At 47.9% G+C, this 20,459-nt stretch carries 17 protein-coding genes and 3 pseudogenes; 9 read left to right on the top strand and 11 right to left on the bottom strand.

Annotation, left to right across the window (positions count from 1 at the left end):
* Positions 1-23: 23 nt before the first annotated feature.
* The 3 genes and pseudogenes from groL to VOA_RS18985 all read left to right on the top strand — a co-directional run.
* Complete coding sequence (gene groL / locus VOA_RS14755) at positions 24-1,658, top strand: chaperonin GroEL (protein ID WP_000729139.1); 1,635 nt, start codon at positions 24-26, stop codon at positions 1,656-1,658.
* Between the two features lie 576 nt (positions 1,659-2,234).
* Positions 2,235-3,077, top strand: a pseudogene (locus tag VOA_RS0117280) (reverse transcriptase domain-containing protein); the annotation flags it as partial.
* Positions 3,078-3,113: 36 nt separating this feature from the next.
* A pseudogene (locus VOA_RS18985) lies at positions 3,114-3,197 on the top strand (IS200/IS605 family transposase); the annotation flags it as partial.
* Between the two features lie 112 nt (positions 3,198-3,309).
* On the opposite strand, the gene cysE reads toward VOA_RS18985, so the two are convergent.
* From cysE to epmA, 5 genes are all read right to left on the bottom strand, one after another.
* A complete protein-coding gene (cysE, locus tag VOA_RS14760; protein ID WP_000806520.1) occupies positions 3,310-4,131 on the bottom strand; it encodes a serine O-acetyltransferase in 822 nt (273 codons plus the stop codon).
* Between the two features lie 71 nt (positions 4,132-4,202).
* The gene (gene gpsA / locus VOA_RS14765; protein WP_000005330.1) at positions 4,203-5,237 is read right to left on the bottom strand and encodes an NAD(P)H-dependent glycerol-3-phosphate dehydrogenase; all 1,035 of its coding nucleotides are present in this window, start codon (positions 5,235-5,237) and stop codon (positions 4,203-4,205) included.
* A gap of 189 nt (positions 5,238-5,426) precedes the next feature.
* Complete coding sequence (gene secB / locus VOA_RS14770) at positions 5,427-5,897, bottom strand: protein-export chaperone SecB (protein ID WP_000796514.1); 471 nt, start codon at positions 5,895-5,897, stop codon at positions 5,427-5,429.
* A gap of 166 nt (positions 5,898-6,063) precedes the next feature.
* Positions 6,064-6,498, bottom strand: coding sequence for a rhodanese-like domain-containing protein (locus tag VOA_RS14775; protein ID WP_001158894.1), 435 nt, complete (start codon positions 6,496-6,498; stop codon positions 6,064-6,066).
* A gap of 129 nt (positions 6,499-6,627) precedes the next feature.
* Positions 6,628-7,602, bottom strand: a complete 975-nt coding sequence (gene epmA / locus VOA_RS14780; protein ID WP_000204193.1) for an elongation factor P--(R)-beta-lysine ligase — start codon at positions 7,600-7,602, stop codon at positions 6,628-6,630.
* Positions 7,603-7,909: 307 nt separating this feature from the next.
* Between epmA and frdA the strand changes: the two genes are divergently transcribed.
* The 4 genes from frdA to frdD are packed head-to-tail and all read left to right on the top strand — an operon-like array spanning position 7,910 to position 11,235.
* Positions 7,910-9,718: a fumarate reductase (quinol) flavoprotein subunit gene (frdA, locus tag VOA_RS14785; RefSeq protein ID WP_001165823.1), complete on the top strand. Its 1,809-nt coding sequence runs from the start codon at positions 7,910-7,912 to the stop codon at positions 9,716-9,718.
* Complete coding sequence (locus VOA_RS14790) at positions 9,718-10,476, top strand: succinate dehydrogenase/fumarate reductase iron-sulfur subunit (protein ID WP_001276016.1); 759 nt, start codon at positions 9,718-9,720, stop codon at positions 10,474-10,476. The genes frdA and VOA_RS14790 overlap by 1 nt, the downstream gene beginning before the upstream one ends.
* Before the next feature lie 2 nt (positions 10,477-10,478).
* Positions 10,479-10,862, top strand: a complete 384-nt coding sequence (gene frdC, locus VOA_RS14795; RefSeq protein ID WP_000071093.1) for a fumarate reductase subunit FrdC — start codon at positions 10,479-10,481, stop codon at positions 10,860-10,862.
* Between the two features lie 10 nt (positions 10,863-10,872).
* Positions 10,873-11,235 (top strand): fumarate reductase subunit FrdD, encoded by a 363-nt coding sequence (gene frdD, locus VOA_RS14800; protein WP_000611150.1) that lies wholly within the window; start codon positions 10,873-10,875, stop codon positions 11,233-11,235.
* Between the two features lie 122 nt (positions 11,236-11,357).
* Here the strand turns inward: frdD and efp are convergent, their stop codons facing one another.
* Complete coding sequence (efp, locus tag VOA_RS14805) at positions 11,358-11,924, bottom strand: elongation factor P (RefSeq protein ID WP_000246892.1); 567 nt, start codon at positions 11,922-11,924, stop codon at positions 11,358-11,360.
* 32 nt (positions 11,925-11,956) lie between these two features.
* Between efp and epmB the strand changes: the two genes are divergently transcribed.
* Complete coding sequence (epmB, locus tag VOA_RS14810) at positions 11,957-12,979, top strand: EF-P beta-lysylation protein EpmB (RefSeq protein WP_001120189.1); 1,023 nt, start codon at positions 11,957-11,959, stop codon at positions 12,977-12,979.
* A gap of 36 nt (positions 12,980-13,015) precedes the next feature.
* Here epmB and VOA_RS14815 read toward each other — a convergent pair whose 3' ends face one another.
* From VOA_RS14815 to argE, 5 genes and pseudogenes are all read right to left on the bottom strand, one after another.
* Complete coding sequence (locus VOA_RS14815) at positions 13,016-13,576, bottom strand: VC2662 family protein (protein ID WP_001039511.1); 561 nt, start codon at positions 13,574-13,576, stop codon at positions 13,016-13,018.
* Between the two features lie 282 nt (positions 13,577-13,858).
* A pseudogene (tnpA, locus tag VOA_RS0117275) lies at positions 13,859-14,250 on the bottom strand (IS200/IS605 family transposase).
* A 173-nt stretch (positions 14,251-14,423) separates the two neighbouring features.
* The gene (locus VOA_RS14820; protein WP_000056568.1) at positions 14,424-14,963 is read right to left on the bottom strand and encodes a PadR family transcriptional regulator; all 540 of its coding nucleotides are present in this window, start codon (positions 14,961-14,963) and stop codon (positions 14,424-14,426) included.
* Positions 14,964-15,322: 359 nt separating this feature from the next.
* Entirely contained in the window at positions 15,323-17,953 is a 2,631-nt protein-coding gene (ppc, locus tag VOA_RS14825; protein ID WP_001003606.1) for a phosphoenolpyruvate carboxylase, read from the bottom strand.
* A 206-nt stretch (positions 17,954-18,159) separates the two neighbouring features.
* Positions 18,160-19,296 carry an acetylornithine deacetylase gene (argE, locus tag VOA_RS14830; protein WP_001130851.1) on the bottom strand — a complete coding sequence of 379 codons (1,137 nt, stop codon included), beginning with the start codon at positions 19,294-19,296 and terminating at the stop codon, positions 18,160-18,162.
* A gap of 155 nt (positions 19,297-19,451) precedes the next feature.
* Here argE and argC point away from each other — a divergent pair, with 155 nt between their 5' ends.
* Positions 19,452-20,453, top strand: coding sequence for an N-acetyl-gamma-glutamyl-phosphate reductase (argC, locus tag VOA_RS14835; RefSeq protein ID WP_000921331.1), 1,002 nt, complete (start codon positions 19,452-19,454; stop codon positions 20,451-20,453).
* Positions 20,454-20,459 lie beyond the last annotated feature (6 nt).

Below are 20,459 nucleotides of genomic sequence, written 5' to 3'. Positions count from 1 at the left end.
TGAATTTAGAAAGGAAATGAAAAATGGCTGCTAAAGACGTACGTTTTGGTAATGACGCTCGTGTAAAAATGCTGGAAGGCGTAAACATTCTGGCCGATGCGGTAAAAGTAACTTTAGGCCCTAAAGGCCGTAACGTGGTTCTCGACAAATCTTTCGGTGCACCAACCATTACTAAAGATGGTGTATCGGTTGCGCGTGAAATTGAACTGGAAGACAAATTCCAGAACATGGGCGCACAAATGGTAAAAGAAGTTGCTTCTCAAGCCAACGACGCGGCGGGTGACGGTACAACCACTGCAACCGTACTGGCTCAAGCGATTGTGAACGAAGGCCTAAAAGCGGTAGCGGCAGGCATGAACCCAATGGATCTCAAGCGCGGTATCGATAAAGCGGTTATCGCTGCAGTAGAAGAGTTGAAAGCGCTATCAGTGACTTGTGCCGATACTAAAGCGATTGCGCAAGTAGGTACTATCTCTGCTAACTCAGACTCTAGCGTGGGCAACATCATTGCTGAAGCGATGGAAAAAGTGGGTCGCGATGGCGTGATCACCGTTGAAGAAGGCCAAGCGCTGCAAGACGAGCTGGATGTTGTAGAAGGTATGCAGTTTGACCGTGGCTACCTGTCTCCATACTTCATCAACAACCAAGAATCAGGCAGTGTAGAACTGGACAACCCATTCATCCTGCTGGTTGATAAGAAAATCTCTAACATCCGTGAACTGCTGCCAGTGCTGGAAGGCGTTGCAAAAGCATCTCGTCCACTGCTGATTGTGGCTGAAGATGTGGAAGGCGAAGCGCTGGCGACTCTGGTTGTCAACAACATGCGCGGCATCGTGAAAGTAGCAGCGGTTAAAGCCCCTGGCTTTGGCGATCGTCGTAAAGCGATGCTACAAGATATCGCGATCCTGACTGGCGGTGTTGTGATCTCTGAAGAGATCGGTCTGGAGCTGGAAAAAGCAACTCTGGAAGACCTAGGTCAAGCGAAGCGCGTTTCTATCACCAAAGAAAACTCCACCATCATCGATGGTGCAGGCGATCAAGCTGCGATCCAAGGTCGCGTTGCACAGATCCGTCAACAAATTGAAGAAGCAACGTCTGACTACGATAAAGAGAAACTGCAAGAGCGTGTGGCTAAACTGGCCGGTGGCGTTGCTGTAATCAAAGTGGGCGCTGCGACTGAAGTTGAAATGAAAGAGAAGAAAGACCGCGTAGAAGATGCTCTGCACGCGACTCGCGCTGCGGTAGAAGAAGGCGTGGTCGCCGGTGGTGGTGTAGCTCTGATCCGTGCTGCATCTAAGCTATCTTCTCTAGAAGGCGACAACGAAGAGCAAAACGTAGGTATCCGTGTGGCACTACGTGCAATGGAAGCGCCACTGCGTCAAATCGTGAAAAACGCAGGTGACGAAGAGTCAGTAGTTGCAAACAACGTACGTGCAGGCGAAGGTAACTACGGTTACAACGCGGCAACGGGCGTGTACGGTGACATGATCGAAATGGGTATTCTGGATCCAACCAAAGTAACCCGTTCTGCTCTGCAATTCGCAGCCTCTGTTGCGGGTCTGATGATCACCACTGAAGCGATGATCACTGAACTGCCGAAGAAAGATGCACCAGCAATGCCAGACATGGGCATGGGTGGCATGGGCGGCATGATGTAGCGCGAAGAGAGTTTCGGAGGTCGCTAACCTCGCGAGCTACGGCCGAAGTGGTTACTAACTTATATTAGTAATTATTTCCCACACTCGTAAACTTAGTAGTCGAAATCCGTTGGTCGGATTGCACAATCCGATCAACGGCATTCCTTTTCGGGAATGTTCGCCTAATCGCATCTGTGCGATTAGCTTAAAATTGGCGCATTCGCTGCCGTTCAAAAAGTCATATCTAGGAAAGCCATATTGTGCTATTGGCAAAAAACGGCGGTTCGCCTGCCGATCAAACGCCAATCCGAAAATATTGCTGTTAAGCATGATCAACGCGATTCATTACTGTAGCGTCCTTCGGGCGTAAGTCATTGTAATTATTGTCTCGGTATTCAAGTTTACACGGATGCAAGTGAGACCTGTTATACGACTAACAGTAGCCTAGGGGTAGTGCATAACTGGTAACGGTTTTGTGCGAAGTTCCTTGACAATGTACCTCTGCGAAAGCAACTCGAAACCCGCGAGGGGAATGAGCAATCCATAAACAATATGTGGGTTGAGGGCTAGGCTAAGCAGCATGGTGAACTGTTGATAAACACCGCTGGGGTTGATGGGGAAACCTGGAATACACCGGCAAAGAAATGGGGAGCAATAGAACAGCTAAAGCGAACGGGCTATAAGCTCAAACCGCTCAGGCGAGTCTATATTCCCAAAGCCAATGGTAAGAAGAGACCGCTGGGGATACCAACCATGCGAGATAGGGCAATGCAAGCACTGTACTTGTTAGCTCTTGAGCCCATATCGGAAACCACGGCGGATCGGAACAGCTATGGCTTTCGTCTGAACCGCTCTTGTGCTGATGCCATCGAACATGTTTCGTGAATCTCAGCCGCAAGGCGAGTGCCCGTTGGGTACTGGAGGGCGATATCAAAGGGTGTTTTGACTTTATCAGCCATGACTGGTTTATCGGTAATATCCCTATGGATAAAACGGTACTCAAGAAATGGTTGAAAGCCGGATTCATGGAATCTGGAAAATTTAACTCGACGGAGGCGGGCACGCCACAAGGTGGATTATCTCTCCGGTGCTTGAATCTCACTTCGGGAAGAAGACACCAAAGCCAGCTACAAAACCAAGGTCAACTATGTGCGGTATGCGGATGATTTTATCATCACTGGTATCTCGAAAGAGTTATTGGAAAAGGAAGTTCTACCAATAGTGAAAGTCTTTATGGCTGAACGAGGACTGGAACTTTCCGATGAGCAAACACTAATTACCCACGTGGATGAGGGGGGGGATTTTGGGGGGGGGGCAGAATTTTCGTAAGTATGACGGCAAGATGCTAATCAAGTCATCGAACAAAATGTAAATACATTTCTGCGTAACATGCGGGATTATCTCAATAACCATAAAACGATGCCAGCTTCAGTTGTGATAGAAACTGAGTATTCAGCGCACATCATCGAACTAACTTTTGTGGGGACGGTCGGTGTAAATGAAGAAATCATTAGACGGTATGTGCGATATCAAGACAAAAAAGAGCTTGAGCAAGAGTAGCAGTTAGAGTTGTTGAGGGATTAACCGCGTCGTGCTCCCTTTTAGGGGGCTTATATTAAAACCGCCTTCTAAGAAGGCGGTTTTTTATTGGGGTCAGTCAGGTTATATGGTGTTAAATGCCATCACCACCAATAAAAGTTTGTGAGCGCCCATTAAATTGCTGATCCATATCCAGTGAGGGTTTATCCGACTGTGGCCGACCCACAATCCGCGCTGGAACCCCAGCAACAGTGGTATGCGGTGGTACTGCTTGCAACACCACAGAGCCAGAGCCAATTTTTGCCCCTTCCCCAACTTCGATGTTGCCTAAAATCTTAGCACCAGCACCAATCATTACCCCTTCACGAATTTTCGGGTGACGATCGCCGCACTCTTTACCCGTACCGCCGAGAGTGACGTCTTGTAAGATCGAAACATCATCTTCAACCACTGCCGTTTCACCAATCACTATGCCTGTCGCGTGATCGAGCATAATGCCACGACCAATGCGCGCAGCTGGGTGAATATCGACCTGACATGCCACGGAAATCTGGTTCTGGAAATAGGTCGCGAGCGCCTTACGCCCTTGTCTCCATAGCCAGTTGGCAACCCGATAGCCTTGCAGCGCGTGATAACCTTTCAGGTACAGTAGTGGCATCGAGTACATCGACACTGCCGGATCGCGGTTGACGGTCGCGCAAATATCACACGCCGCCGCTTCCGTAATATTCGGGTCGGCAGCAAATGCTTCTTCGATCACTTCACGCACCGCCATAGCCGGCATGGACGCCGTATTCAAACGGTTGGCAAGAATGTAGCTCAGCGCCGCTCTTAAACTGTCGTGTTTAATAATGGTAGCGTGATAAAAACTGGCCAACATTGGCTCCTGCTCGGATTGCTCGCGAGCTTCAGCAACAATGGTTTGCCAAACCTTAGTGTGTGCGCACTGTTTCATGACTTACTCTGTCCTAATCAAGATAGGGCCACCTGCATCTATCTATTCAATTCCATCTCTTGCGCGGCGTTTTAACGCTCCATCTTCTTATCTCGCGCCAGCAGATCCTGAGCCGCGAGTCGCGCATCTTTTCCTTGATACAATACTTGATAAATTTGTTCAACAATTGGCATCTCAACGCCCATACGTTTCGCTAGCATCCACACTTCTTTGGTGTTGCGATACCCTTCAACGACTTGTCCGATATCAGTTTGCGCGGTATCCACGTCTTTTCCTTGACCAAGCGCCAAACCAAAACGGCGGTTACGCGATTGGTTGTCAGTACAAGTCAGCACTAAATCACCCAATCCGGCCATGCCCATAAAAGTTTCCGGTTGCGCGCCTAAAGCAGCTCCTAGACGAGTCATTTCAGCCAAGCCACGAGTAATAAGGGCGGTACGTGCATTCGCGCCAAAGCCAATGCCATCTGACATCCCCGCACCAATTGCAATCACGTTTTTCACGGCGCCCCCAAGCTGCATGCCGATAAAGTCACTGTTGGCATACACACGGAACGTTTTACTGCAATGGATTTTTTCTTGCAGGTCACGCACAAACTGCGCATCAGGTGAGGCAACAGAAATCGCAGTTGGCATCCCCATCGCCAGTTCTTTAGCAAACGTAGGCCCAGACAGTACCGCGAGCGGATAGTTATCACCAAGTGCATCATGGGCAACATCCTGCAACAGACGCCCTGTTTCAGGCTCTAAACCTTTGGTTGCCCAACAAATACGGCTATCAGCGCGCAGATGTGGCTGTAAACTCTTTAACACAATGCCAAACACATGGCTCGGGACAACAACGAGCAAATCGCGGCTCGCTTGCACTGCCTTTTTCAGATCCGTTTCAACAATTAAAGTGTCAGGAAATGCGATTCCTGGCAGAAATTCATGGTTAGCTCGATCGTCTTCTAGACGAGCCATATGTTCGGCTTCATGTCCCCATAGGACGATGTTCGCGCCATTGCGCGCCAGAGAGATCGCCAGCGAGGTACCGTAGGAGCCCGCACCAATCACGGTCATTTCAACAGGTTTTCCGTAGCTATTGGGGTTCTGTGTTTCGCTCATTGTTCTGCCTATCGATAACGAAGTTGTGCTCTATTCTATACCCAAACATTGGCTATTGCAGTCTGCACCCTCTCCGCTAAACATAAGCGGGATAAAGACTGCAAAAACCAATACTCGAATGATAAACAAAAAATGCACATCGCGGTGGCGCTGTGCATTTTACTGTCGCTTGAAACTCAATCGCGCGAATTAAGCGTTCGCTGGAGTTGCTGCGCCTTCTTGAGCTTGCTGTTGCAGGTAGTTCATGAACAGCGCATCAAAGTTTACAGGAGCTAGGTTCAGTTGCGGGAAAGTGCCTTTCACCACAAGGCTTGAAATGGTTTCACGCGCGTATGGGAACAGAATGTTCGGGCAGAAAGCACCTAAGCAATGTGCCAATTGGCCCGCTTCCATCTGCTCTGCACTGAAGATACCTGCTTGTTGTACTTCACACAGGAATGCTGTTTCTTCTGCATTTTTCACCGTTACAGTCAGACGCAGAACCACTTCATAAACACCCTCACCCAGTTCACGGCTTTGCGTGTCGAGATCCAGTTTCACATCAGGATTCCACTCTTTTTGGAACATCACTGGTGAGCTTGGTGCTTCAAAAGAAACATCTTTCAGGTAGATACGTTGGATAGCAAACTGTTGTTGCGAGGCTTGTGCTGCTTCAGCCATGGTTTCATCCTTAATTCAGATAATTGGGTTCAAAGGTCAATGTGTCCTGAGACTAACTGAGAGTGTGGGGGATCACTAGATGGGCAAGCCATTACGTGGGTGACATCACAACTCTTACCGTCAAGCGCTGATATTTTCACCAACGCCGATGAGGAGCTCTAAGGATTTAGCGTTTACCGCGTACCAAAGGCAGGTTAGCTTCATTCCAAGCAATCAAGCCATTTTTTAGACGATTAACCTTCTCAAAACCGGCTTTGGTCAGTAGTTCAGCACTTTCACGTGCGGTTTGACCCGTTTTGCATACCACGATAATGGGGCTCGATTTATGGCTTTCAAGTCCAGCCAAGTTACCCGCTTTAATGTCTGACGGCAAAATGTGAATTGCGTCCGTAATATGGCCCTGTTTGAACTCATCTTTACTGCGGATATCAACCACGATGCCGTTTTCACGGTTAATCAAGTGTGTCACTTGATTAGCCGTCACTTCTTGATAAGCAGCGGTTGCCGATTTATAAATGCTAGCGATCAACGCTACCAAAATACCGATCCAAGCCAGTGAAAGGATCATATTTTGCTGAAAAAACTCAATGTACTCTTGCATATCCTGTGCTCTTGCAATGGGGATTCAAATCAGACAAGGAGTATAACGAGGTTGGCTGCATGACGCGAGCGCTTACCTCGTTAAAACTGGGTCTGAAAAAGGGGAATATGTTGCAAACTGAGAATCCGATCAGGCTCGGGGAAACGGAAAAGCGGTGACCTTATCAATATGATCTTCACCCAGCGCCAACATGATCAGGCGATCGATTCCCAGTGCTACCCCTGCACACTCTGGCAAACCCGCTTCCAGCGCTGCGATCAAATGATAATCGATCGGCTGTTCAGCTAACCCCATTTCTAAACGTTTGGCGTTATCCGCTTTAAAACGGGCAAGCTGTTCTGCAGGGTTATCCAACTCATGGAAGCCGTTGGCCAATTCTATCCCTTTGAAATAGACTTCAAAACGGTCGGCTACCCGTGGGTCTGCCGGATTAATTTTGGCCAATGCCGCTTGTGAAGCCGGAAAATCATACACAAAGGCAGGTGCGGTTTGGCCAATTTTCGGCTCGATGCCAATACTAAACAGCAGTTGCAATAAGGTATCGCGGTCTTCTTCAGGCTCGGCAATATCACTTAAACCCAACGCTGCAGCGACTTGCTTTAACTCACTCATGTCACCTTCGAGGGGGCAAACGCCAAGTACATTCAGAAACGCTGCTTGGTAAGTCATGCGCTCAGCACTGCCACAACGCAGCACCAATTGCAGCAAAGCGTCCATCTCATCCATTAAAGAATGATGATCAAAACCAATCCGATACCATTCCAGCATGGTGAACTCGGGATTGTGATAACGGCCATTTTCTTCGTTACGAAAAGCTTTACCAAGCTGATAAATACAACCACTGCCTGCCGCCAACAGACGCTTCATATGAAATTCTGGGCTAGTCATGAGATGTAGCGAACTTCCCTTGGCATAACCTGGTCCGACAAATTCCGTCTTAAAAGTATGAAGATGGATATCCGTCACCGTGGCGTGGCTCATGGCAGGGGTCTCTACTTCCATTACATCGCGTTCGGCAAAGAATTCGCGGATCTGACGCAGCAAGGTAGCGCGTTGTTTTAATTGGCTTATTGATGCGGTAGGCATCCAGTCGGAACTAGTCATGGTGTCGCTCAGCAATTAACAGAGATAATGAATTGTACTCGTTCAGAATAAAAATCCAAATCCATTTGTGACACCAGTCACATATAGGGCAATTAGTATGCCTGAGTTTGCAATACCGCAGCAAAAACCCAACAGAATCAATTTTTCCATCTTCAAGCTCTCCTACACTACCCCTACCACTTAATGGGTGGACAGGTGTTGAGTCGGTAAGTTTTACCTAAGTGACTTCCAAATCAATGCTTTGACAATTCCAGGTACTGAGACTAACTCAGTCCATAAAATAAAATAATCACACTGGAGGATAACTGTGCAAATTATCACCACAGATATCGCAGTCATCGGCGCTGGCGGCGCTGGTCTTCGTACTGCTATTGCAGCGGCAGAAGCAAACCCTAACTTAGAAGTTGCTCTGATTTCTAAAGTTTATCCAATGCGTTCTCATACCGTCGCAGCCGAGGGTGGCTCCGCAGCAGTTATCAAGGATGAAGATAGCTTAGATAACCACTTCAACGATACCGTTGGCGGTGGTGACTGGCTATGTGAACAGGATGTTGTTGAATACTTTGTTGCCAATGCAACCCGCGAAATGATCCAGATGGAACAATGGGGTTGTCCTTGGAGCCGTAAAGAGAATGGTGAAGTCAACGTACGTCGCTTCGGCGGTATGAAAGTTGAGCGCACATGGTTCGCTGCCGACAAAACCGGCTTCCACATGCTGCACACCCTGTTCCAAACTTCTATCAAGTACCCACAAATCAAGCGTTTGGATGAGTACTTTGTGGTGGATTTGCTGGTTGATAACGGTGAAATCCAAGGTTTGATCGCCATTCATATGTCGGAAGGCGAACTGGTCACCATCAAAGCCAAATCGGTTGTCCTAGCTACTGGTGGCGCTGGTCGCGTTTACCACTGCAACACCAACGGCGGTATTGTGACTGGTGATGGCATGGCCATGGCTTTCCGTCACGGCGTTCCTCTACGTGATATGGAATTCGTTCAATACCACCCAACTGGCCTACCAGGTACTGGTATTCTGATGACCGAAGGTTGTCGTGGTGAAGGCGGTATTATCGTCAACAAGAATGGCTACCGTTACCTGCAAGACTACGGCATGGGCCCTGAAACTCCAGTGGGTCAGCCAAAGAACAAATACATGGAACTGGGTCCGCGTGACAAAGTTTCCCAAGCCTTCTGGCATGAGCAGCAAAAAGGCAACACCATCAAACACCCACTGGGCGATGTGGTGCACCTAGACCTACGTCATTTGGGCGAAGAATACCTGCAAGAGCGTCTGCCATTTATCTGTGAACTGGCGAAAGCGTACGTGAACGTTGACCCAGCGAAAGAGCCAATTCCTATTCGTCCAACTGTGCACTACACCATGGGTGGTATCGAAACCAATGGCGAATGTGAAACCCGCATTAAAGGTCTGTTCGCTGTTGGTGAATGTGCGTCTGTTGGCCTGCATGGTGCGAACCGTTTAGGTTCAAACTCGCTAGCAGAATTCGTAGTCTTTGGCCGCGTTGCCGGTGAAAAAGCCGTTGAGCGTGCCGCTGAGTTTAAAGGCTGGAATGAAACAGCAATCGCAGCACAAGTCAAAGCGGTTGAAGATCGTATCGCAGCCCTGATGCAACAAGAAGGCGATGAAAATTGGGCAACCATCCGTACTGAAATGGGTCACACCATGGAAGCGGGTTGTGGTATCTACCGTCAGGAAGATCTGATGCAAGACACCATCAACAAACTGGCCGAGTTGAAAGAGCGTTACAAGCGCATCAGCATCAAAGACAAAGGCAAGGTGTTCAACACTGACCTGCTATACGCGATTGAAGTCGGTTACGGTCTGGATGTCGCTGAAGCCATGGTTCACTCCGCTATCCTGCGTAAAGAATCTCGCGGTGCGCACCAACGTCTTGATGACGGTTGCACAGAGCGTGATGACGTAGAGTTCCTCAAGCACTCTCTGGCGTTCTTCCAAGAAGGTCAATCACCGAAGATCGATTACAGCCCAGTGAAAATCACTAAGTCGCAGCCAAAAGCGCGTCTATACGGTGAAGCAGCAGAAAAAGCTGCAGCAGCTGAAGCGGCCGGAAAAAGCGTAGAGGAGCAAAAATAATGTCAGCACAACGTATTCAAAAAGTGGACATTCTGCGCTACGACCCAGCTAAAGATGCAGAACCACACATGCAACGCTTCGAAGTACCGTTTGATGAAACCATGTCGGTACTGGATGCGATTGGTTATGTGAAAGATAACTTGGATAAAGATCTTTCTTACCGCTGGTCATGCCGTATGGCGATCTGTGGATCGTGCGGCATCATGGTCAACGGCGTGCCAAAGTTAGCGTGTAAGAGCTTCTTACGTGATTACCCAGAAGGCGTAAAAATCGAACCGCTGGCTAACTTCCCAATCGAAAAAGACTTGATCGTAGATATGACGCCGTTCATCGAACGTCTGGAAGCCATCAAGCCATACATCATCGGTAACGATCGTAAACCAGAAGACGGTACTAACCTACAAACTCCAGAGCAAATGGCGAAGTACAAACAGTTTGCTGGTTGTATCAACTGTGGTTTGTGTTACGCAGCCTGCCCGCAATTCGGCTTGAACCCAGAGTTCATTGGCCCGGCAGCTCTAACTCTGGCGCATCGCTACAACCTCGACAGCCGTGACAACGGTAAAGCCGAGCGTATGAAGCTGATCAACGGTGAAAACGGCGCTTGGGGCTGTACCTTCGTGGGTTACTGCTCTGAAGTGTGTCCGAAACACGTTGACCCAGCGGCAGCCGTGAACCAAGGCAAAGTGGAGTCATCATTAGACTTCGTGATCGCGATGTTGAACCCAGACGGTTCACCGAAGAAAGTGGAGGCTTAAGGATGAGTAACCGTAAACCTTATGTTCGTGAAATGAAACGTACTTGGTGGAAGGATCATCCTTTCTACCGCTTCTACATGGTGCGTGAAGCAACGGTTCTGCCATTGATCCTGTTTACCTTGTTCCTAACCGTTGGCTTAGGTTCTCTGGTGAAAGGCCCTGAAGCATGGCAAACCTGGTTGGATTTTATGGCCAACCCACTCATCGTTGCGATCAACATCGTGGCACTGGCCGGTAGCTTGTTCCATGCGCAAACTTTCTTCAGCATGATGCCGCAAGTTGTACCAATTCGCTTGGGCGGTAAACCGGTAGATAAAAAAATCATCGTGCTAGCACAGTGGGCGGCCGTGGCCTTTATCTCACTGATTGTTCTTATTGTGGTGTAAGGAGCTTATTGTGATTAATACCAACCCAAAACGTTCAGACGAACCTGTATGGTGGAGCCTGTTTGGTGCTGGTGGCACTTGGTTTGCCATGATCACCCCAATTACCGTTCTGGTACTGGGCATACTTGCGCCACTCGGTGTGATTGATGCCGAAGCACTGAGCTATGAGCGTGTAGCCAGCTTTGCAACCAGCATCATTGGTGCACTGTTCATCATCGGCACTTTAGCTCTACCAATGTGGCATGCCATGCACCGTGTTCATCACGGTATGCATGACCTGAAATTCCACACTGGTGTGGCAGGAAAAATCGCTTGCTACGGCTTTGCGACTATCATCTCAGCACTGGCTGTCGTGTTTATCTTCATGATCTAATATGAAACATCAAAAAAGCTGGCTTACAGGCCAGCTTTTTTATTGGTGTGTTCAAGCAGCAAGAGCAAAACACGAATAAAAAAACCAACCGCATGGTTGGTTTTTTCTTGTTACCGAGGTGATTACTTCACACGGCCAACGTATTCTGCAGAACGAGTGTCCACTTTGATCACTTCGCCGATCTGTACGAATAGAGGTACACGAACTACCGCACCAGTAGACAAAGTTGCTGGTTTACCACCAGTACCTTGAGTGTCACCTTTTACGCCTGGATCAGTTTCAGTCACTTCTAGCTCAACGAAGTTTGGTGGAGTTACCGCGATTGGGTTACCATTCCACAGTGTCAGCATACAAGTGTTGTTTTCTACCAACCATTTCGCATTCTCACCCACTGCTTTTGCATCTGCAGCAAGCTGTTCGAATGTGCTGTTGTTCATGAAGTGGTAGAATTCGCCATCGTTGTACAGGTAATCCAGATCGATATCGATAACATCAGCAACTTCTGCAGTGTCACCTGACTTAAAGGTTTTTTCCAGAACTTTACCAGTAAGCAGCTTACGGATTCTCACGCGGTTGAATGCCTGACCTTTACCTGGTTTTACATACTCGTTTTCGAGAATGACACAAGGCTCGTTATCAAGCATAATTTTGAGACCGCCTTTAAATTCATTCGTGCTAACAGTAGCCATTTTGTCCTCTTACTATCTTCGAGTTAAAATCAATGCCGCACATCATAACCCGAAAAGTCGTTTCTGTTGAGCAAAACTGGCTGCAACAGCTGGCAAACGCGATATCGGATCCTCTGCAATTATTACAGCAACTCGAGATCGATCCATCGCCATGGCAAGACGGATTTGAAGCGCGCAAACTGTTTGCGCAGCGGGTGCCGCAAAGTTTTGTCGATCGCATGCAAAAAGGCAATCCTTACGATCCACTTTTACGTCAAGTTTTGCCATTAGGCGCAGAATTTGAGGTACATCCCGGCTATTCCAATGATCCTCTGGATGAGCAAAACAACGCGATTCCAGGCTTGCTACACAAGTACCAAAATCGTTGCTTGCTGATCGTGAAAGGCGGTTGTGCAATCAACTGCCGCTACTGTTTCCGTCGTCATTTCCCTTATGAAGATAACAAAGGCAGTAAAGCGATTTGGCAGCAAAGTCTTGATTACATCGCGCAGAATCCGCAACTCAATGAAGTAATCTTCTCCGGTGGTGATCCTTTGATAGCCAAGGATCATGAGCTTGCGTGGCTGATAGAGCGTATCGCAGCGATCCCACACATCAAACGACTGCGCATTCACTCACGATTGCCGGTGGTGATCCCAGCGCGTATCACGGAGGAATTGGTTGAACTGTTCGCGCAAACGCGCTTGCAAATCCTGCTGGTAACACACATCAACCACGCCAATGAAATCAATTTGGAACTCAAACAGCAAATGGCACGCTTACGCGCAGTTAACGTGACTTTGCTTAACCAAGGTGTGCTGCTTAAAGGCGTAAATAACTCCGTTGAAGAGCAAGTTGCACTCAGTGAAACTTTGTTTGATGCAGGCATTCTGCCTTATTACTTACATGTGTTGGATAAGGTGCAGGGTGCGGCGCATTTTTACGTGAGTGATGATGAAGCACGGCAGCTTATGGGAGGCTTAATTGAGCGGGTTTCCGGTTATCTGGTACCGAAATTGACTCGAGAAATCGGAGGTAAACCCAGCAAAACGCCGCTCGATTTACACCTTGAGTGAAAAAAAGCGTTGCCTTGGCAACGCTTTTTTTAATCATTACTTAGCAAAGTTAATGATTGGGAAACACTTAAAGAAACCGTTGTCAGCACAGTTGATCAAACCAATCTGTACGCCTTCAATTTTTGCAGTTTTGTTGAACAGGCCAAACTGAACAGTAGAAGTGTTCGAGAAGTTAGCTGCACCTAGGTCAACCAAGGTGTTACCTTCTGAATAGTTCACAAAGCTCAAGTTAGCGCCTTTCACATCGTGAGTCAGGTTCACAAAGCCCAAGTTCGCACCGTAAGTATTACCGGTGTTCCAGTTCAAAAGACCCAGTGATGCACCCGTCATCTCTTGGTTCACTTTGCTTGCACCGAAGAATAGACCGAAGTTCACACCTGTAGTTTTGTTGGTTTCAGATAGACCAAGAATCGAGAAGTCGACCCCTTTCACTTCATCCACTTTACCGTGCAATGCAGATAAACGCAGACCCGCGACTTGGTTAGCATCTGGCGTATTGAAATTGTCGATAGAAGAAAACATGACTGGTGTTGAAGCCAGTGCTGCTGGAGCAGCCATCGCTGCAGTTAGAGCCATCAAAGCAAACGGCTTGTTCATAAGAGTAATCTCCAATTCAAGATTGTTGGGAAAAACTAGGCAACATTATCCATATCCTTTCCATGCTTATGTGAATTTATTGTCATTTAATGTGTAATTAATCGCCAGAAACAAAAAATCTCATCAGCAATACGGTTAATAATCACGACCTTAAAAATATTACATACACAGCATAGAGTAAGACTAATATTAAAACCGCCTTCTTAGGCGGTTTTAATATTAGTCCCCTAAAAGGGAACTCGACGCGGTTGATCTTTCAATAACTCTAACTGCTGCTCTTGCTTAAGCTCTTTTTTTGTCTTGATGCCGAACATACCGTCTAATGATTTCTTCATTTACACCGACCGTATCCACAAAATAGCCTCGCGCCCAAAAATGATTTCCCCATAACTTTTTCCTGATATGTGGAACCTTGTTGAATAGCCTAATTGCACTCCTACCCTTTAAAACTCCCATCAACGTCGAAATCGATACTTTGGGCGGAATTATCGCAACTAAGTGGACATGATTTGGCTGAACATTGAGTTCCAAAGCCTCACAATCTTTCATATTACAAAGAATGTAGATTGAACGATTTAGCTCTTTGGCTACACTACCTTTTGAGGTCTTAAAACGAAATTTTGGTGTCCAAACGAACGCCAATAGACGTGTGATGAACTTCTGTAGTCGCCCATGTTATTTGAATCCTCTTACTTATGGTGAATAAGAGTTTGTCTTCTAACATGGGGGCATTTTCGGGCAAAAGCCCCTAGGGACAATCACCACTGCTAAAAGCGGTGGTTTAGGGATGACAATAAAAAAGGATGATGGGGACATCATCCTTTTCCACATCATTGAGTGGCAGGGCTTACGCCATGGCATTCAACTCCGCTAAAACTTCATCCGCCCATTGAATCCATGCTTGGCGAACCAGTAAATTACGACGTAGCGTTAAACGCTCTAAACGCTGCTGCTTATCCAACATACTTGGGTTGGCGTAATAAGCAGACTCGATTTCTTGGTAGTGAGCGACCAGCTTGCGCGACTCTTCAACCAGTTCAGCCAGTTGCAGGCGGTAAGGCTCTGCTGATTGTACTGAACAAGCCATCAGTTTAGCGCTGAACTCATCACGCACGGTTGGGTGTGCGGTTGGTTGATCAAACCACTCACCTAAAGCGCTGCGACCAGCTTGGGTAATAGAATAAACCTTGCGATCTGGTTTGCCTTCCTGTGGTTCCAGAACACAAGTTACTAAACCTTGTTCCCCCATTTTATTGAGTTCACGATATACCTGCTGATGGCTGGCTTTCCAGAAGTAGCCAATGCTAGCAGAAAATTCTTTTGTTATATCGTACCCGGTTGCATCGCGTGTGCTAAGAACAGTAAGGATAACGTGTGGTAATGACATGTCTTCAATCCAAAAATTAAGTCAACATAAACTTCTATCTAAACGGCTGTCGTGCTTCTAATGGCACTCATATCAACGCATTTAAATACCCGCAGCCCAATAATCTGGCTGCTTATGTCACCTTATAAAGCCGGTTATCACCTAGAGTGGCGTATGTCTTTGCATACTTTGACTGTGAGATTGCTTTGCATTGCTTATCACAGAGGGAACGTAGTATATCTAAATAATAAGCATAAAGTGGAATACAAATGTGCCATTCAAACAAAAAACTGACATTATTCTCAATAATGCAAAAATGTAAAACAAAAGGCCACTAAGTTGCAGCCTTTTGGTGTTCTATGCTGAGATTTTGCGATTTGTTAACCAGTATTGCGCATTCCCGCTGCAATTCCCGCTATAGTCACCATCAAGGCTTCTTCTAGCTCTGGCGCTAAGAGCTCCGATTGACGGGTGCGATAGAGCAGTTCAGCTTGCAACATGTTGAGTGGTTCCACGTAGATATTGCGCAGACGAATCGACTCTTGTCCCCAAGGATCGCTTTGCATCAGGTTCTCGTTGTTTTCTACATTGAGTACGGTTTTGATGTCTTTCTGAAGTTGCGCGCGCAGTTTCTCACCGAGTGAACGCAGAGCAGGTTCCACTAAGCGCTCATCGTAGTAACGTGCAATTTCCGCGCTGCACTTGGTGTACACCATCTCAAGCATGCCTAAGCGAGTTGAGAAGAATGGCCATTCACGGCACATCTCTTCAAGTAGTGATTGGTGACCTTGATCAATGGAGAATTGAATGGCTTCACCAGCACCTAACCAAGCGGGTAATACCAAGCGGTTTTGGCTCCATGAGAAAATCCATGGGATCGCACGTAAACTCTCAACCCCACCGTTTGGATTACGTTTTGATGGGCGTGAACCGAGTGGCAGTTTGCCCAATTCCAATTCAGGTGTGGCTTGGCGGAAGTAAGGGACAAAATCAGGCTCACCACGCACGACATGGCGATAGGCCTCACACGACACTTCCGACAGGACATTCATCAGATCGCGCCATTCTTGTTTTGGCTCTGGTGGTGGCAGTAAGTTGGCTTCCAAAATGGCACTGGCGTACATGTTGAAGCTGTTCACCGCCACTTCTGGCAAACCCAGTTTAAAGCGGATCATCTCGCCTTGTTCTGTTACGCGCAGGCCGCCCTTTAAGCTCTTCGGTGGCTGAGAAAGCAGTGCCGCATGGGCAGGAGCGCCGCCACGGCCAATCGTGCCGCCACGACCATGGAACAACGTCAGCTCAATACCCGCTTCTTCACTGACTTTGACTAAGGCATCCATTGCGCGGTACTGCGCCCAGCCTGCCGCCATTACGCCGGCATCTTTCGCTGAGTCTGAATAACCAATCATCACCATTTGGTGGTTCTGAATAAAGCCGCGATACAGATCGATACTCATCAACTGACGGATCACCGATTCGGCGTTGTTCAAGTCATCTAAGGTCTCAAACAGCGGGCAGACATCCATACGATAAGGACATCCCGCTTCTTGTAGTAGCAGGTGAACTGCGAGGACATCCGATGCGGTGCGCGCCATAGAGATCACATAAGCGCCAAACGCATCTTTGGATTGCGCAGCAATGATCTTACAGGTATCCAGAACTTCTTTGACTTGTGCAGAGGGTTGCCAGTCGCGCGGCAGCAGCGGACGTTTAGAATTCAGTTCAGTGGTCAGGAAAGCGATCTTGTCTTGTTCGCTCCACTGATTGTAATCACCGATGCCGAGATGACGGGTCAGTTCCGAAATCACTTCCGCATGGCGTGAACTTTCTTGACGAACATCGAGGCGAACCAGATGCACGCCGAACGCTTTGATGCGACGTAGAGTATCGAGCAGTGAACCATCCGCAATTACGCCCATGCCACACTCATGCAGTGATTGGTAACAAGCGTAAAGCGGTTCCCACAACTGATCGACGTTTTGTAGTGGTGCCTTCACAGCAAGCTTTTGACCGTTCAGTTTAGCTTCAAGAATATCAATCGTCTCTTGTAGCAAACTGCGCAGTTGCTTGAGGATCGCGCGATAAGGTTCATGCTCCTCACCCGCTAAAGTGCGTACTGCCTCATTACACTTGGTCATCGAAAGTTCGCTGACCAGCTCATTGATATCGGTGAGATACAAATCGGCCGCTTTCCAGCGTGACAGTAATAGCACTTCGCGAGTGATGGTGTGGGTAACAAATGGGTTACCATCGCGGTCACCGCCCATCCATGATGAGAAGTGCACAGGGCGTGCATCAATCGGTAAACCTTCACCCAAGTGAGATTTCACCTGTTCATCCAACTCGCGTAAAAATTCTGGTACCGCATGCCACAGAGAATTCTCCACCACCGCAAAGCCCCATTTGGCTTCATCCAGTGGCGTTGGACGCTGCTGACGGATCACATCCGAGTGCCAGCTTTGCGCGATCAACTGCTCAAGGCGACGCTCGGTTTTATGGCGCTCTTTTGAAGAGAGTTCACTCAGTTCGAGTTTGGACAAGCATTCGTTAATTTTGACTAGCTTGTTGATCATGGTGCGACGAGTGATCTCAGTCGGGTGAGCGGTCAATACCAGTTCAATGTTCAGATCACGAATGGCCTGTGCCGTATCGAATTTACTGACCGAGTTTTGCGTGAGTTTGGCAAACAAGCTACCAATGGCATCCAACTCATTCACATGGCTTTCACAGTGGCGCGAGATGGTGTGATACTGCTCGGCAATGTTGGTCAGATTAAGGAATTGGTTAAAGGCACGAGCGACAGGGGTCAGTTGGTGATTGGGAAGATTTTTGATCTCTTCGATCAGTAGCTCGCGATCAGCTTGGTTGCCCGTTCTGGCGGATTTGGAAAGTTTTCGGATGGTTTCCACTTTCTCTAAAATAACGTCGCCATCGGCGGCTTGAATCGTCTGGCCGAGTAGTCGTCCTAACATGCTTACGTTACTTTTGAGCGCAGCGTATTTTTCGTTCATTGTCATCCTGCCTTGAAAAAAAATTACATCCAATGTGAGTTCTGTTAATTACACAATCTTGACCACTTTGTCTAGTGTGCTTGCTGTTAAGACTAAGATTTCATTTATAGTTCAGCCTCTTTGGGATATGTATTGTTTAACCAAAAGCGCGAAAGTATTGAAATTTTCTTACAAAAAGCCCCAAGACAGAGCTTGGGGCGATCAATTTAGAAACAATATTTCTGCATGGCGCGTGACAGCACACGCACGGTTGGATCGATGAATTCAAAGGCTAAAAACTCATCCGGCTGATGGGCTTGATCGATCGAACCTGGGCCAAGCACTAACGTTGGGCAAACTTGCTGCAAGAAAGGCGCTTCGGTGCAGTAGTTTACGGTTTGTGCTTCTTGCTCACAGATTTCGCTAATGCCATGAATAAACGGGTGATCATGGGCGCACTCATAACCGGGGATCGGGTCATGCAGCGGGACGAGTTCAATACGTCCCGGCCACTTTTGCTGTACATCACGTAGTGCGTCACGCATCAGGTTATCTAAACCATCTAAGCTAATGCCTGGAAGAGGGCGAACGTCATAATGCAGTTCGCAGCAACCACAAATTCGGTTCGGGCTATCGCCACCATGAATGTGACCAAGGTTCAGCGTTGGAGTCGGAATTTCAAATCCCGGATGGTGATATTCTTTAATTAAGCGATCGCGCAGCTGCATGAGAGCAAACAGCACTTCGTGCATGATCTCAATCGCATTAACCCCCAGCGCTGGATTGGATGAATGGCCAGATTTACCGGTCACGCGAATGGCATTCGCCACATGGCCTTTGTGCGCACGGATCGGCACTAAGCTGGTGGGTTCACCGATGATGCAGTAATCCGGTTTAAATGGGGCGTTTTCGGTAAAGTGGCGTGCACCGAGCATGGTGGTTTCTTCATCGCAGGTCGCCAGCACATACAGCGGCTTGGTTTGTTTGCGCCAATCGACGTTTTTCACCGCTTCATAAATAAAGGCGAAGAAACCTTTCATATCCGCGGTCCCTAATCCATAGAAGCGATTATTGGCTTGCGTGAGCGCATGCGGGTTGTAATTCCAGCGGCCTTCATCAAACGGCACAGTATCACTGTGTCCTGCCAATAATAAACCGCCTTCACCGCTACCGAGTTTGGCAATCAAATTCTGCTTATTGGGGGCGACTTGCTCAATCTGAATCGAAAAACCGAGCGCGCTGAGCCAATCGGCTAATTTTGCGATCACCTGCTCATTACCTTCATCCCAGCGCGCATCGGTCGAACTGATAGAAGAGGTTGAAATCAGGCCTTCATAGACCTCAAGGAAACTGGGTAACGGCATTTTATCTTTGCTCCTGCTATTGACAGAGTGTCGGTGAAATTGTAAAACACATATTAAATCACTTTAAGTGAATAAAAAACCAATTAATCGCAATTTTGAAAGATGAATAATCAGCGTTATCCGCTCTCTTTCACCACTTAATACGGATGTTTTTGATGTTAAAAACCACCATCATCGGCGCAAGCGGTTACACCGGAGCAGAACTGGCTCTTATGGTGCACAAGCACCCACAACTCACGCTATCAGGTTTATATGTTTCCGCCAACAGTGTGGATGCGGGCAAATCACTGTCGCAGTTGCATGGTCGAGTGGCTGGGTTGATTGATATGCCAGTGCAAGCTTTGGCTGACGTGGATGCTGTTGCGGCCGAGTGTGATGTGGTCTTTCTGGCTACTGCGCATGAAGTGAGTCATGACCTCGCGCCACAATTTTTAGCTCAAGGTTGTCAGGTGTTTGATCTGTCGGGTGCATTTCGGGTGCAGAGCGAGGCGTTTTATCCAACCTTCTATGGCTTTGCTCATCAGCATTCTGAATGGTTAGAAAAAGCGGTGTATGGCCTTGCTGAGTGGAATGCGGAAGCGATCAAAACCAGCCCAATGATTGCCGTTGCGGGTTGCTACCCAACGGCATCGCAACTGGCGATTAAGCCTCTGTTGGTGGAAGGGTTACTCGACACCACCCAATGGCCAGTGATTAACGCGGTGAGTGGTGTCTCAGGTGCGGGACGTAAAGCCACCATGACCAACAGTTTTTGCGAAGTGAGCTTGCAACCCTACGGTGTGTTTAACCACCGTCACCAGCCAGAAATTGCGACTCACCTAGGCTGTGAGGTGATCTTCACCCCGCATCTTGGCAACTTTAAGCGCGGCATTCTGGCTACCATCACCATGAAATTGGCGGATGGTGTCACCGAGCAGCAAGTCGCAGAAGCCTTTAACAAGGCGTATCAAGATAAACCGTTGGTGCGTTTCCCTAATGGTTTGCCACGGATTCAAGATGTCGAGTTCACCCCATTTTGTGACCTCGGCTGGAAGGTACAAGGACGTCACATCATAGTGGTGTCTGCTATCGACAATTTATTGAAAGGCGCATCGAGTCAAGCGATGCAGTGTTTAAATATTCACTACGGTTTCGATGAATTAACCGCGTTGGTGTAAGGGTTC

The sequence above is a fragment of the Vibrio sp. RC586 genome, assembly GCF_000176715.1.
GTDB lineage: Bacteria > Pseudomonadota > Gammaproteobacteria > Enterobacterales > Vibrionaceae > Vibrio.
Note: the sequence above shows the minus strand (reverse complement) of the source record. Positions and strands in the feature narration are given on the sequence as shown.

Coding starts and splice junctions, on each gene's coding strand:
- groL (WP_000729139.1), top strand. CDS start 24: ATGGCTGCTAAAGACGTACGTTTTGGTAATGACGCTCGTGTAAAAATG.
- cysE (WP_000806520.1), bottom strand. CDS start 4,131: ATGAAACAGTGCGCACACACTAAGGTTTGGCAAACCATTGTTGCTGAA.
- gpsA (WP_000005330.1), bottom strand. CDS start 5,237: ATGAGCGAAACACAGAACCCCAATAGCTACGGAAAACCTGTTGAAATG.
- secB (WP_000796514.1), bottom strand. CDS start 5,897: ATGGCTGAAGCAGCACAAGCCTCGCAACAACAGTTTGCTATCCAACGT.
- VOA_RS14775 (WP_001158894.1), bottom strand. CDS start 6,498: ATGCAAGAGTACATTGAGTTTTTTCAGCAAAATATGATCCTTTCACTG.
- epmA (WP_000204193.1), bottom strand. CDS start 7,602: ATGACTAGTTCCGACTGGATGCCTACCGCATCAATAAGCCAATTAAAA.
- VOA_RS14790 (WP_001276016.1), top strand. CDS start 9,718: ATGTCAGCACAACGTATTCAAAAAGTGGACATTCTGCGCTACGACCCA.
- frdC (WP_000071093.1), top strand. CDS start 10,479: ATGAGTAACCGTAAACCTTATGTTCGTGAAATGAAACGTACTTGGTGG.
- efp (WP_000246892.1), bottom strand. CDS start 11,924: ATGGCTACTGTTAGCACGAATGAATTTAAAGGCGGTCTCAAAATTATG.
- epmB (WP_001120189.1), top strand. CDS start 11,957: ATGCCGCACATCATAACCCGAAAAGTCGTTTCTGTTGAGCAAAACTGG.
- VOA_RS14815 (WP_001039511.1), bottom strand. CDS start 13,576: ATGAACAAGCCGTTTGCTTTGATGGCTCTAACTGCAGCGATGGCTGCT.
- VOA_RS14820 (WP_000056568.1), bottom strand. CDS start 14,963: ATGTCATTACCACACGTTATCCTTACTGTTCTTAGCACACGCGATGCA.
- ppc (WP_001003606.1), bottom strand. CDS start 17,953: ATGAACGAAAAATACGCTGCGCTCAAAAGTAACGTAAGCATGTTAGGA.
- argE (WP_001130851.1), bottom strand. CDS start 19,296: ATGCCGTTACCCAGTTTCCTTGAGGTCTATGAAGGCCTGATTTCAACC.
- argC (WP_000921331.1), top strand. CDS start 19,452: ATGTTAAAAACCACCATCATCGGCGCAAGCGGTTACACCGGAGCAGAA.